Raw genomic sequence first — 13,707 nt, 5'->3', positions numbered from 1 at the left:
ACCTTCGCGAGCGGACCCAGCCGCTCCGGCAACGGGTCGCCGTCGAAGCTCGGGATGCCGCGGCGGTACATCGAGATCGCGACGAGGACGCCGACCACGGCGAGCACGAACGCGGTCGTCGAGAGCGCGAAGGCCGTCGAGAACGAGCCCTCGGAGACGTGGACGCCCACGAACACGGGTTCCAGCCAGTGGTTCAGGTACTCGATGCTCCTGAACGGGAGATCGAGGAGGCCGGCGAAGAGCGCGCCGACCGCCAGGACCACGAGCGGGAGGCCCATGAGCCACGGCGACTCGTGCGGTTCGTCGTGCGCGTCCTCGTGCCGCGCGACGTGGACGGGCTCGTCGGCGTGTGCCGTCACGTTCACGGGCTCGTCGCCGCTCGCCGGTCCGGTCGCCGCGATCGCCGTGTCGACCGCCGGCGTGCCCGTCGACGCCTCCGTGACGGGGTGCCACCGCTCGTTGCCGAAGAACACGAGCCAGACCTGGCGCGCCATGTAGAAGGCCGTGAGGAGCGCGGTCACCACACCGATCGCCCACAGCGCGTACGACTCGTGGAACCACGCACGGGCGAGGATCTCGTCCTTCGACCAGAAGCCGGCGAACGGGAAGATGCCGGCGATCGCGAGCCACGCGACGATGAACGTCGTCGCGGTGACCGGCATGAACCGGCGCAGGCCACCCATGCGGCGCATGTCCTGCTCGTCGTGCAGGCCGTGCATCACCGAGCCCGCGCCGAGGAAGAGCAGCGCCTTGAAGAAGGCGTGCGTGACCATGTGGAAGATCGCGGCGTCGTACGCGCCGACACCGGCGGCGAGGAACATGTAGCCGAGCTGGCTGATCGTCGAGTACGCGAGCACGCGCTTGATGTCGTTGTTCACCATCGCGACCGTCGCCGCGAAGAAGGCGGTGATCGCGCCGAACCACGCGACCCACTCGCCGGCCGAGCCGCTGTGCTGGAAGAACGGGTGCGCGCGACACACCAGGAACACGCCGGCGGTGACCATGGTCGCGGCGTGCAGCATCGCCGAGACCGGCGTGGGGCCCTCCATCGCGTCCGGCAGCCAGATGTGGAGCGGCAGCTGCGCGCTCTTGCCCATCGCGCCGAGGAACAGCAGGAGCGCGATCGCGGTCGCGGCACCGTTCGACAGGGTGTGCGCCTGCGCGTTCATCACGCCGTAGTCGAGGCTGCCGAGGTGGGCGAAGATCAGGAACATGGCGATCATGAACCCGAAGTCGCCGACGCGGTTCGTGACGAACGCCTTCTTGCCCGCGACCGCCGCCGAGTTCCGCTCGAACCAGAAGGAGATCAGGAGGTACGACGCGAGCCCCACACCCTCCCACCCGAGGAAGGTGACGAGGAAGCTGCTCCCCAGGACGAGCACGAGCATCGCGGCCAGGAACAGGTTCAGGTACGCGAAGAACCGCGAGAACCGGCTGTCGCCGTGCAGGTAGCCGATCGAGTACAGGTGGATGAACGTCCCGACGAACGTGACGAAGAGCAGCATCGTCACCGACAGCGGGTCGACGAGGAAGCCGAGCTTCACCTGGAACCCGCCGGCCGGGAACCACGACCAGATGTTGCGGACGTGGCTGCGCGGGTGGATGTCGCGCAGCGCGAAGAACATGACCCCCGACCAGACGAACGTGAGCCCGGACAGCGTGGTCGCGATCCAGCCCGACAGCGGCTCACCGATGCGCTTGCCGAACAGCAGCAGCACCGCCGAGCCGACGAGCGGCAGCAGCGGGATGATCCAGACCAGGTCGAGCAGATCCCGCGCGGTCACGGTGTGGCCCCCCCGTTCGTCGACGTGCGCAAGGTCAGCCCTTCAGGAGATCGATGTCGTCGGCCGTCGCGCCCTGCCGGCGCCGGAAGATCGCGACGATGATCGCCAGTCCGACCGCGACCTCCGCGGCTGCGACGACCAGCGTGAAGAAGACGAGGACCTGTCCGCCGATGTCGTTGAGCATCCGCGCGAAGGTCACGAACGTCAGGTTGGCGGCGTTCAGCATCAGCTCGATGCACATGAACATCACGAGGACGTTGCGGCGCAGCAGCAGACCGACCGCGCCGATGGTGAAGAGCAGCGCGGCGAGCACGAGGTAGTAGTTGCCCGTCACGGTCATCGCGCCGGAACCTCCTCGGTCTCGTCGGCGGGCGCCTCGATCGGCGGCGGGCGGTGGCTGCTCCGGCGGGCGAGCGCGACGCCACCGACGACCGCGATGACGAGCAGCACGGCCGTGAGCTCGAAGGGCCAGAGGAAGTCGGTGAACAGGACGCGCGCCACGCGGTTGACGTTGCCGCCGAGGTTCGACGCGCCACCGTTGACCGGGACGCCGCGCGACGTGTGCGCGCCCGTCGCCCACGTGCCGCCCGCGAGGACCAGCACCATCACGAGTGCCGCGACGGACAGCAGGATCGCGATTGGCCGCTGGTACGGGATCGGCTCGTGCTGCAGGTTCTCGACGCGGTCGACACCGAGCAACATGATCACGAACAGGAACAGCACGACGATCGCGCCCGCGTAGACGATCACCTGCACCGCCGCGACGAGCTGCGCGTCCTCGAGCACGAAGTAGACCGCGATGCTGACGAGGGTCTGCACGAGGAACAGCGCGCTGTGCACCGGGTTGCGGGCGAGCACGACACCGAGCGCGCCCGTGAGCGCGAACGCGCCGAAGACGAAGAAGAGGATCGTCTCGATCACGCGTCCCGCACCTCGCCGTCGCGTGCGACGTCGCCGCCGTGCTCCTCGTCGACGTCGGCGACGGGTTCCGCGGGCGGCGGCCGGTCGATCGCGCGCTCGTCCAGCGCCTTCGACTGACCGACCTCGGGCGCCTTGACACCCCAGCCGAGCTCGCCCGACCACGAGACGCGACCCTCGTACACGGCCGAGCCGGACGGCGAGGTCGCGCGCATCCACTCGCTCGTGTGGGCCTCGTAGTCGCCGAGCCACAGCTCCCACGGCTGCTTGCGCGCGCGGCCGTCGTCGCCCACGAGGAGCTCGTTCTTCGTGTAGATCGCGTCGGACCGGTTCGTGAACGAGAACTCGAACAGCTTCGTCTCGGTGATCGCCTCGGTTGGGCAGGCCTCGACGCACATGTCGCAGTGGATGCACCGCAGGTAGTTGATCTCGTAGACGAACCCGTACCGCTCACCCGGCGAGACGGGCGCGTCGGGCGGGTTGTCGGCACCACGGACGTAGATGCACTTGGCCGGACAGATCCCCGCGCACAGCTCGCAGCCGATGCACTTCTCCATGCCGTCCTCGTAGCGGTTAAGGACGTGCCGGCCGTGCATGCGGGACGGCTTCGGGCGCGTCTCGGCGGGGAACCGCTCGGTGACGCGCGGGCGGAACATCTGGCGCAGCGTGACGCCGAACCCCTTCGCGAGCCCCATCAGCGAATTTCCTCCACCAACTCGTCGCGCTTCGGGATCGAGAGGTACAGGACCCCGTACACCAGGCACGCGGCGACGGCCGCGACCGGCGCGACGATCCAGAGGTTCCAGTGCTCCTCGCGTGCGACGCGGATCACGCCGGAGACCATCAGCCACAGGAAGGCGATCTCGATCAGGAACTTCCAGCCGAGATCCATGAGCTGGTCGTAGCGGAGCCGCGGCAAGGTCGCGCGGATCCACACCGTGCAGAAGAGCAGCACGATGACCTTCAGCATGAACCAGAAGATGGGCATGACCCACGCGTTGAACCAGCCGTTCGCGGCGAGGCCCGGCATGTGCGGACCGGCCGGGCCGCCAAGGAACAGCGTCACCGCGATCGCGGACATCGTGATGAGGTTCATGAACTCCGCGAGATAGAAGATCGCGAAGCGGATGCCGGTGTACTCGGTGTGGAACCCGCCGACGAGCTCCTGCTCCGCCTCCACGAGGTCGAACGGCGGGTGGTTCGTCTCGGCGACGGCCGCGATGACGAAGATGAAGAACGCGACGAACGCCGGCCAGACCAGCCAGTTCCAGATCGGCCAGTTCCCGACGTTGGTGCCCCAGGTCCCCGTCCACGCCTGCTGCGACACGATGTCGCGCGTCGACAGCGTGCCGGTGTGCACGAGCACGCCGACGATCGACAGCCCGAGCGCGGCCTCGTAGCTCAGCAGCTGCGCCGAGGCGCGGACGGAGCCGAGGAGCGGGTACTTCGAGCCTGACGACCAACCCGCGAGCATCACCCCGTACAGGCCGATGCCCGACATCGCGAGCAGGAACAGGATCCCGATCGGGAAGTCGGCGAGCTGCACGTAGGTGCGATGGCCGGCCACGGTGACGACCCCGCCGATCGGCACGATCGCGAACGCGAGGAACGCAGGCATGATCGAGAGGTAGGGCGCGAGCCGGAACACCGCGCGATCCGCGCTCTCGGGCATCGACTGCTCCTTGAAGAACAGCTTGATGCCGTCGGCGAGCGTCTGGAGCAGACCGAAGGGCCCGGCGCGCTCCGGCCCGACGCGGTTCTGCATGTCGGCGATGATCTTGCGCAGGAACCAGATGTAGAGCAGGACGCTCAGCAGCAGGAGCGCGAAGACGATGATCGTCTTCACGATCACGATGAGCGCGACCGTGAAGTCGATCCCGTGCGAGAACAGCGGATCGCCCGCGGCGAGCACGCTCATCGCACGGTCTCCACACGCACGTCGGTGACCGTGGCGGACGCGTCGACGAGATCGGCGGGACCGGGCCCCGACTGGGTGAACGCGAGGAAGGCGACGCCCGGCGGCGTCCCCGCGTCACCGACGATGGGAACCGTGATCGCGCCGCGCCCGCTCGTCACGCGCACCGTGTCGCCGTCCGCGACTCCCATGCGGTCGCGCTCGCTGGGATTGACGCGCAGGGACGTCTCTGTCGCGAGGTGCGCGATCGACGCGGAGTGCACGACCTGGTCGCCCTTGTCGTACAGCTTCCGTGCCGCCACGAGACGCAGAGCGTACGCGTCGCGCGTCGGGAGCTCGGGATGCTCGGCGTGCGGCGTCCACTTGAACAGCGCGGGCTCCTGCGCGGCCGCGCTCGTCGCCGCCTCGAGCGCGGACTCCCGCGCCGCGCGCGCGGTCTCCTCGGACTCGGGCGACGGCTCCGTCCCGGGCTTGATCGTCGTGGTCGCGCCCTGACCCGTCGCCTCGAGCGCGTCGGTCAGCCGGGTCGGCGTGATCCCCTCGTCCGCGATGGTCCCCGTGCGGATCGGCTCCCACGACATGTCGGTGACGGGGATGCGCACCGGCCCGAGCTCGAGCTCGTCGGCGTGCTCGGCGACCGGGAGCACGACGCCGTCACGCGCGCGCAGGATCAGCGCGGAGTCGACCCCCGCGTGCGCCGGCGAGAGACGCGCGATCTCGTCCTGCACCTCCTCGACCGACTCGAGGTCGAAGTCGTGACCGCAGCGGGCCGCGAGCTCGACCGCGATGCGCCAGTCGGGCATCGTCGTGCCCTCCGGCGACACCTTCTGGCCGAGCCGCTGCACGCGACCCTCGAGGTTCGTGGTCGTGCCGCTCTTCTCGCCCCAGAGCGACACGGGCAGGAAGACGTCCGCGTCGCGGGCGCTGTCGGTGAGGAACGCGCCGACCGCGACGGTGAACCCCGCGCGCGCGATCGCGTCGCGCGCGACCTGCCGGTCCGGATGGTCGGCGACCGGGTCGGCGCCGAGGAGCACGAGGGCGTGGATGCGTCCCGCGCGCGCGGCATCGAGGATCCCGGCGGCGTCGAGTCCCCGCTCCTCCGGGACACCGCCCCACGCGTCGCCGAACCACTGGCGACCGTCCTCGAGCGAGACGCGACCGGGCAGGAAGCCCGGCGCGAGGCCCAGGTCGAGCGCGCCGTGCACGTTCCCGCGCCGCAGCGCGGAGAGCACCTTGACCTCGGGACGAGTGAGCAGCTCGGACGCGGCCGCGACGACGAGCGACGCGGACTCCGCGAGCGACGGGCGGCCGAGCACGACGACGACGTCGCCGCTGCGCTCGCGCACCGCGGCCGCGGCGTCGTCGATGTGGCGGTCCCCGGTCACCGCACCGCCCAGCGCGTTGGCGAGCTTGTGCACCGCGGTCGCCGCCTCGCCCGGGTCGTGGCGCACGATCGCGCGCGCGTAGCGGGTCAGCCCGTTGTCGCGCGCCGCGACGTCCACGATCGGCACGCCGAGCTCGAGCGCAGCGCGCTTCAGCCGCAGGAACAGCACCGGGAGCTCTTCCTTGAGGTCCGGCGCGAGCACGACGATCGCGGCGGCGCGGTCGCAGTCGGGGATCGTCGCCCGGCGCGCACCGAGCACGACCTCGGCGGGCAGACCGTCGTCGAGCTGGCAGTCGACGTTGTCGGTGCGCAGGACACCCTTCGCGAAGCGCGCCCACGCGTACGCGTCCTCGTTCGACCCGCGCGCGCCACCGAGCACCGCGACTGCGCTCGGACCGTGCTCGTCGATCGCACGCGAGAGCCCGTCGGCCGCGGCGTCGAGCGCCTCCGGCCACGACGTCTCGACGAGCTCGCCGTCCCGGCGGACCATCGGCGCGCGCACGCGCTCGGGCGCGTGCACGTACTCGAACCCGTAGCGGCCCTTGTCGCACAACCAGCCGTGGTTGACCGGCTCGGAGTCGACGCCGAGCAGGCGCACGAGACGGTTCGACGACGACTGCAGCGCGCCCCGACAGTTCACCGCGCACGCGACGCAGCTCGTCTCGACGCTCGACAGGTCCCACGGCCGGGCCTTGAACCGGTACGGCTTCGACGTCAGCGCGCCGACCGGGCAGATCTGCACCGTGTTGCCCGAGAAGTAGGAACGGAACGGCTCGCCCGGGTACGTGATGACCTGCATCTGGCCGCCGCGCTCGCCGAAGTCGATGAGCGGGTCGCCCGCGATCTCGTCGGCGAAGCGAGTGCAGCGACCGCACTGGATGCAGCGCTCGCGGTCGAGCAGCACGACGTCGCTGATCGGCACCGGCTTCGCGAAGTGGCGCTTCTCCTCCACGAAGCGCGACTCCCCCGGGCCGAACGCGAGCGTCTGGTCCTGCAGCGGGCACTCACCACCGCGGTCGCACACCGGGCAGTCGAGCGGGTGGTTGATGAGGAGGAACTCGAGGACGCCGTCCTGGATCTTCTCGACGGTCGTGCTCGTCGTGTCGACGACCATGCCGTCGGTGACCGTCGTCGTGCACGCCGGCGGGTAGCCCCGCACGCCCTCGATCTGGACGAGGCACATGCGGCACATGCCGACGGGCTTCATGCGCTCGTGCCAGCAGAACCGCGGGATGTACACGCCGTTGTCCTGCGCGACCTTGATCAGCAGCTCGCCCGGCTGCGCCTCGAAGACGCGCCCGTCAATGGTGACCTTCGCCGTGGCCGGGGCGTCGTTGGTCGCGGTCACGCCACGGCTCCCGTCTTGCCGACCATCGTGAGCACCTCGTCACGGAAGTACTTGTCGAGGCTGACGACCGCCGACACCGCGCTCGGGCCGAGCGGGCAGATCGTGGTCTGGCTGAACGGCGCGTTGAGGCCGGGCGAGATGTTGTCGCCGACGTCGAGCAGCATGTCGAGGTCCTCGGGGCGCCCGAGACCGTTCGCCAGCCGGTACAGCACCTTCTCGATCCAGCCGGTGCCCTCGCGGCAGGGCGTGCACTTCCCGCAGCTCTCGTGGGCGAAGAACTTCGCGAGGCGCCACGCGACCAGCGCGGGGTTGGTCGTCTCGTCGAAGACCATCACCGCGCCCGAACCGAGCATGACACCGAACTGGCCGACGGCGTCCATGTCGAGCGGCGCGTCGAGGTGCTCGTCCGACCCGGTGAGCCACTGCGACGACGCGCCACCCGGGATGATGATCTTGACGGCGCGGCCGCCGGGGATGCCGCCGCCGAGCTCGGGCGAGTAGAGCAGGTCGCGGAACGTGATCCCGAGCTCCACCTCGTAGTTGCCGGGCCGGTTCACGTGCCCCGACAACGAGAAGATGCGCGTCCCGGTCGAGCGGCCGACGCCGAGCTTGGCGTACTCCTCGCCCCCCATGAGGATGATGTGCGGCAGCGTCGAGAGCGTCTCGACGTTGTTGACGACGGTTGGCTTCGCGTACAGCCCCTCCACCGCCGGGAACGGCGGCCGGATGCGCGGCATGCCCCGCTCACCCTCGAGGCTCTCGAGCAGCGCGGTCTCCTCGCCGCAGATGTACGCGCCCGCGCCACGGTGCACGACGATGTCGAGGTCGAACCCCGAACCGAGGATGTTCTTCCCGAGGAACCCGCGCGCGTACGCCTCGTCGATCGCGGCGGTGACGCGCTCGTACCCGAGCGCGAACTCGCCGCGCAGGTAGATGAACGCGAGGTTGCACTCGATCGCGAACGCGGCGATCGCGACGCCCTCGACCAACTGGTGCGGGTCGCGCTCGACGAGCATCCGGTCCTTGAACGTGGACGGCTCGCCCTCGTCGCCGTTCACGACGAGGTAGCGCGGGTAGCTGCCCTTCGGCAGGAACGACCACTTGTTCGAGGTCGGGAAGCCAGCACCACCGCGCCCACGCAGGCCCGAAGCCTTCACCTGCTCCTGGCCGATGGCCTCGCCGGTCATGGTCAGGGCCTTGCGCAACCCGTCGTACCCGCCCGTCGCCAGCGCGGCGTCGAGCGTCCACGAGTCGTCGGGCCGATCGTGCAGCCGCTTCGTGATGATGCGCGTCTCGCGAGCGTCGGCCATCAGGACCTGCTCCCCGACGCCACGCGCGCGCCGGACACCGTCCGCGCCTGCAGCTCGCCACGCTTGTACGCCTCGACGATGCCCTCCGCGGAGTCGGGCGTGACGTTCTCGTGGAACTCGTAGTTCACCTGCATCGCGGGCGCGCCGCCGCACGCCGCGAGGCACTCGACCTCCTCGACGTAGACCTCGGGGTCGTCCGCGTAGCGGTGACGAAGGTGATCCAGAACCTGCGGTCCGCCGGTGACGAGACAGCTCACGTTCGTGCACACCGACACGACCAGGCGGCCGACGGGCTCGCGCTTGAGCATCGTGTAGAAGGAGCACGTGCCGAGGACGTCGGCCGGCGTCTGACCCACGAGCTCCGCGATCTCGCACATCGCGTCGCGCGACAACCACCCGTCCTGGTCCTGCGCGAGGTGTGCGAGCGGGAGGATCGCCGACTTCGGCCGCGGATAGCGCGCGACGATCTCGCGCGCACGCGCGCGGTTCTCCGGTGTGAACGCCATCGCTAGCGGTCGACCTCCCCCATGATCGGGTCGATGCTGGAGACGACGGCGACGGCGTCGGCGACCATCGCGCCGCGTCCCATCGTGCTCACGGACTGCAGGTTGTAGAAGGACGGGCCGCGGATGTGCAGACGGCACGGCTTCCCGGTCCCGTCGGCTACGAGATAGCACCCGATCTCGCCGCGAGGCGACTCGATCGCGACGTACGTCTCACCGGCGGGCACCTTGAAGCCCTCGGTGAACAGCTTGAAGTGATGGATCAGCGCCTCCATCGACTCGTCGATGCGCGCGCGAGGCGGCGGCGTGACCTTGCGGTCCTGGACGCGGAAGTCACCGGCCGGCATGCGCTCGACGCACTGGCGCACGATCTTCACCGACTCGAGGATCTCGTAGAGCCGGATGCGGTAGCGGTCGAAGCAGTCGCCGTTGCTCGTGTAGATGATGTCGAAGTCGACGTCGTCGTACGCGAGGTACGGCTGCGCCTTGCGGAGGTCCCACGGCATCCCGGTCGAGCGGAGGATCGGCCCGGTCGCGCCCAGCGCGAGTGCCTGCTCCGTCGTGATGACGCCGACGCCCACCATGCGCTCGAGCCAGATGGGGTTCTCGGTGAGCAGCGCGTCGTACTCGCTGACACCCGCCTCGACGAGCTTGCAGAGCTCGAGCACGTCGTCCTGCCAGCCGTCGGGCAGGTCGGCCGCGACACCACCGGGCCGGATGTAGTTGTGGTTCATCCGCAGGCCGGTGACCTTCTCGAGGAACCGCAACGTCTCCTCTCGCTCGCGCCAGCCGTAGATCATCATCGAGAGCGCGCCGATGTCCATGCCGTTCGTCGCCTGGAACAGCAGGTGCGACGACATGCGGTTGAGCTCGACCATCATCATCCGGATCCACGTCGCGCGCGGCGGGAGCTCGAGGTCGAGAAGCCGCTCGACCGCGAGCGAGTAGACGAGCTCGTTGCTCAGCGGCGCGGCGTAGTCCATGCGCGTGACGTTCGTGGAGCCCTGCGCGTACGTGAGCTCCTCGCCCGTCTTCTCCATCCCGGTGTGCAGGTAGCCGATGACCGGCTTCACCTGGAGGACGGTCTCGCCGTCGAGCTCCATCATGAGGCGCAGCACGCCGTGCGTGGACGGGTGCTGCGGCCCCATGTTGATGATCATGGTGTCGCCCTCGTCCTCACCCTCGGGCCACTGCCCGCCGGTGACGACGACGTCGCGCACGCTCGTGCGCAGCTCCTGCGACCCCTCGTCGGTCTGGCGCTGCAGTCGCTCCTCGTCGGGCGAGAACTCGACGACGTCCGTCATCTCACTCATGAGCGCCGACCTCCTCGGGCCACCCGCTCTTCACGACCGCGAGCGAGAGCGAGCGAGCACCGCGGAGCGAACGGAGCGGATGAGGCGAAGCCGAAGTAGCGGAGTGGGAGCGGAGCAATGTCCCGCGGAGCGAACGGAGCGGATGAGGCGAAGCCGAAGTAGCGGAGTGGGAGCGGAGCAATGTCATCGCGGGCTGGGGTCTTCCTTGAAGGTGACGGGCACGCGGGCAGGCGCGTCGTCCTTGCGCAAGGGGTGACCGATCCAGTCGTCGGGCATGAGGATCCGGGTGAGGTCGGGATGGCCCTCGAACCGGATGCCGAACAGGTCGTACGTCTCGCGCTCCGGGAACGACAACCCGGGATACAGGTCGACCAGGCTGGCGATCACGGGATCGTCCGCGGGCACCTGCGCGATGCAACGGATGCGCCGGTTGCGCGTGTGCGACAGGAAGTTCGTGACGACCTCGAAGCGCTCCGGGTCGACCCCGGGCGCGACGAGACGCGCGGGATCGACGAGATGGTCGACGGCGGTGACGTCGACGCACTGGTCGAACGACTCGTCGTCGCGCAGCGACTGCGCGACGTCGTGCCATCGCCCGCGCGGGACGTGGAGGACGGGCTGGGTGTGCGAGCGGAAGAAGAGGACGTCCGGGAAGCGCTCGATCAGCGCGGCCGCGACGTCGTCGTCGGGCGCCGGCGCGCCCGCGCGCGCGACCTCGCCGGTCGCGGCGTCCGCGCCGTCCTTGGGAATCGTTTCACGAGCCTCATCGTCCGCCATGCCGCCGTCAGTCCCCCGTCGTCGCCCGTCAGGCCGAGACCCGCTCGTCGAGCGCGACGCCCGCGCCGCCGGTCGCGCTGTCCTCCCGCCTGCGGAGCAGCTCGCCGTTGCGGATCTTCTCGTGCAGCGTGAGGATCCCGTGCAGGAGCGTCTCCGGGCCGGGCGGACAGCCGGGCACGTACACGTCCACGGGCACGATCTGGTCGACGCCCTGGACGATCGCATAGTTGTTGAACATCCCGCCCGAGCTCGCGCAGACGCCCATCGAGATGACCCACTTCGGCTCGACCATCTGGTCGTAGACCTGACGCAGGACCGGGGCCATCTTCTGGCTGAGGCGACCGGCGACGATCATCAGGTCGGCCTGGCGGGGGCTCGCCCGGAAGATCTCCATCCCGAACCGAGCGGTGTCGTAGTGCGCGGCGCCGGTCGCCATCATCTCGATCGCGCAACAGGCGAGACCGAAGGTCGCGGGCCACACCGAGCTGCGCTGTGCCCACTTGACGAGATCCTCGACGCGCGCGGTCAGGAAGTTGTGCGGGACCTGGTCGAGGCCCATCGCTAGCTCGCCTCCTCGATCTCGGGCGCGCCGCCGCGTGCCTCGCCGTCGCCGGTGTCGGACGAGCCGACCGTGAGCGGTGGGATGCTCGACGCGCGCAGCACGCCCTCGCCGACGCGCACCGGAGCTCGCTTCATCGGTCCCCAGTCGAGCGCGCCGGTCGACAACAGGAACGCGAACGGCACGAGCAGCACGAGCAGGAACACACCCATCAGCACGAGTCCGTACGTGCCCATCCCGCGGTACACGGTCGTGAACGGGTAGAGGAAGATGATCTCGACGTCGAGCACGATGAACGTCAGCGCGACCAGATAGAACTTCACCGGGAACCGCTCGGCGGGCGCGACCTCGGGAACGATCCCTGACTCGTAGGGCGCCGTCTTCGCCGGGTTCGGTCGCTTCGGCGAGAGCAACGTCGAGGCCGCGAACGACGCCACGACGAAGATCAGCACGAGCACGATCATGGCGAGGATGGGCAGGTACTGGACCACGTCAACCTCCCTCTCGCGCGCAGGCTACCCGACCGCATCGACGGCACGGTGAAGCAAGCTCGGTCACTGTCATATCGTGCCACGACCTTTCGGCGGCGGCGCACCCGGCCGGGCATCGTGCCACGCGCGCTGCGCGCGTCACGGTTCCGGCCCGAGCGCGACCAGCCGCTCGACCGCGCGGTACGCGGCCTCGGCGGGCCCGAGCTCGTCCGGCCGCAGCAGGTTCGCCATGATCCGCAGCACCCACTCCATGAGCGTGCGTGACCGCATCCCGACCCGGGTCAGCTCGCGCATCACGGCCGGGTTGCCGATCGCTTTCACGAACGCGCGAGCGACGCGGAAGTAGAGGTCGTACTCCTTCTCCAATTGCGCGGTGTAGCCGTGCAGCGCGAGGCCGTCACCCGTCGCGAGCGCCTCCTCGACCGCCGCGGCCGCCATCCGTCCGGTCTCGTACGCGTAGGCGATGCCCTCACCGTTGAACGGATTGACCGATCCCGCGGCGTCGCCGACGACCAGCCAGGTCGGCCCCACCTTGGGCTCCACCGAGCCGCCCGTCGGCAGCTTGCCGCCCGTCGGCGGCCCGCACGCCGTCTCGGCCCGGATGCCCCACCGCTGGGGCGCGGTGGCCACGAACGCCTCCATGAGCCGCGTCGTGTTCACCGACTTCCAGCCGTGGAACGTCGAGAGGAGGCCGGCGCCGACGTTGACGGTGCCGTCACCGACCGGGAACACCCACCCGTAGCCCGGGAGGTGGTTCCCGTCGGGATCACGCAGGTCGAGGTGGCTCTCGATCCACGGCTCGTCGTGGAACGGGCTCTCGAAGTACCCGCGGATCGCCATGCCGAGCGGGTAGCGCCGCCGCCGTTCGGTGCCGAGCGCGCGCCCGAAGCGCGAGTTCGCACCGTCGGCGACCACGACGACCCGGGCGTCGACACGCTCCGTGGCACCGTCACGCCGGACCGACGCTCCCCGGACGAGCCCGTCCTCGACGACAGGAGCGACCGCCTCCGCACCGGTCCACAGCTCCGCCCCCGCGTCGACGGCCCGCTCGGCGACCATCGCGTCGAGGTCCCGGCGCCGCACGACGTAGCCGTAGGGCGGGAAGACCGGATGGTCGGGCCAGGCGAGCTCGAGCGTGATGCCGTGCGCGATCGAGCGGAGGCCGTCGAAGCGCTGGTGTCCCGCGAGCCGGTCCTGCAGCCCCATGTCGTGGAGTTGCCGCACCGCGCGCGGCGTGAGGCCGTCGCCGCACGTCTTCTCGCGCGGGAAGCGCTTGCGTTCGATCGCGAGCACGCGCCGCCCGCCGCTCGCGAGCCAGTACGCCGCGGCGGCACCCGCGGGTCCGGCGCCGACGACGAGCACGTCGTACCGCTCGCTCATGTTCCCCGCTCTCGCGCCTACGGCA

Annotated in this window: 12 protein-coding genes and 1 pseudogene; all 13 read right to left on the bottom strand. The window is 69.9% G+C overall.

Annotated elements, in window-relative coordinates:
* Nucleotides 1-1,784, bottom strand: a 1,784-nt coding sequence (nuoL, locus tag VFC33_12720; GenBank protein HZR14100.1) for an NADH-quinone oxidoreductase subunit L, incomplete at its 3' end; no start/stop codon positions are given.
* Nucleotides 1,785-1,818: 34 nt separating this feature from the next.
* Complete coding sequence (nuoK, locus tag VFC33_12715; protein ID HZR14099.1) at nucleotides 1,819-2,124, bottom strand: NADH-quinone oxidoreductase subunit NuoK; 306 nt, start codon at nucleotides 2,122-2,124, stop codon at nucleotides 1,819-1,821.
* Nucleotides 2,121-2,705: an NADH-quinone oxidoreductase subunit J gene (locus tag VFC33_12710; protein HZR14098.1), complete on the bottom strand. Its 585-nt coding sequence runs from the start codon at nucleotides 2,703-2,705 to the stop codon at nucleotides 2,121-2,123. The genes nuoK and VFC33_12710 overlap by 4 nt, the downstream gene beginning before the upstream one ends.
* Nucleotides 2,702-3,397 carry an NADH-quinone oxidoreductase subunit NuoI gene (gene nuoI, locus VFC33_12705; GenBank protein ID HZR14097.1) on the bottom strand — a complete coding sequence of 232 codons (696 nt, stop codon included), beginning with the start codon at nucleotides 3,395-3,397 and terminating at the stop codon, nucleotides 2,702-2,704. Before nuoI ends, VFC33_12710 begins: the two co-directional genes overlap by 4 nt.
* Nucleotides 3,397-4,620 carry an NADH-quinone oxidoreductase subunit NuoH gene (gene nuoH, locus VFC33_12700; protein HZR14096.1) on the bottom strand — a complete coding sequence of 408 codons (1,224 nt, stop codon included), beginning with the start codon at nucleotides 4,618-4,620 and terminating at the stop codon, nucleotides 3,397-3,399. Before nuoH ends, nuoI begins: the two co-directional genes overlap by 1 nt.
* Nucleotides 4,617-7,349, bottom strand: coding sequence for an NADH-quinone oxidoreductase subunit NuoG (gene nuoG / locus VFC33_12695; protein ID HZR14095.1), 2,733 nt, complete (start codon nucleotides 7,347-7,349; stop codon nucleotides 4,617-4,619). Before nuoG ends, nuoH begins: the two co-directional genes overlap by 4 nt.
* Entirely contained in the window at nucleotides 7,346-8,659 is a 1,314-nt protein-coding gene (nuoF, locus tag VFC33_12690; protein HZR14094.1) for an NADH-quinone oxidoreductase subunit NuoF, read from the bottom strand. The genes nuoG and nuoF overlap by 4 nt, the downstream gene beginning before the upstream one ends.
* Nucleotides 8,659-9,165, bottom strand: a complete 507-nt coding sequence (locus VFC33_12685) for an NAD(P)H-dependent oxidoreductase subunit E (protein ID HZR14093.1) — start codon at nucleotides 9,163-9,165, stop codon at nucleotides 8,659-8,661. The genes nuoF and VFC33_12685 overlap by 1 nt, the downstream gene beginning before the upstream one ends.
* Nucleotides 9,166-9,167: 2 nt before the next feature.
* A complete protein-coding gene (gene nuoD, locus VFC33_12680) occupies nucleotides 9,168-10,475 on the bottom strand; it encodes an NADH dehydrogenase (quinone) subunit D (GenBank protein ID HZR14092.1) in 1,308 nt (435 codons plus the stop codon).
* 183 nt (nucleotides 10,476-10,658) lie between these two features.
* Nucleotides 10,659-11,252, bottom strand: a complete 594-nt coding sequence (locus VFC33_12675) for an NADH-quinone oxidoreductase subunit C (protein ID HZR14091.1) — start codon at nucleotides 11,250-11,252, stop codon at nucleotides 10,659-10,661.
* Between the two features lie 112 nt (nucleotides 11,253-11,364).
* Nucleotides 11,365-11,811 (bottom strand): annotated as a pseudogene (locus VFC33_12670) (NADH-quinone oxidoreductase subunit B family protein).
* A 2-nt stretch (nucleotides 11,812-11,813) separates the two neighbouring features.
* Nucleotides 11,814-12,302, bottom strand: a complete 489-nt coding sequence (locus tag VFC33_12665; protein ID HZR14090.1) for an NADH-quinone oxidoreductase subunit A — start codon at nucleotides 12,300-12,302, stop codon at nucleotides 11,814-11,816.
* Nucleotides 12,303-12,440: 138 nt separating this feature from the next.
* Entirely contained in the window at nucleotides 12,441-13,682 is a 1,242-nt protein-coding gene (locus VFC33_12660; protein HZR14089.1) for a geranylgeranyl reductase family protein, read from the bottom strand.
* Nucleotides 13,683-13,707 lie beyond the last annotated feature (25 nt).

This window comes from Acidimicrobiia bacterium (assembly GCA_035651955.1).
Classification (GTDB): Bacteria; Actinomycetota; Acidimicrobiia; order IMCC26256; family JAMXLJ01; genus JAMXLJ01.
This window is presented reverse-complemented; position numbering and strand designations above follow the sequence as displayed.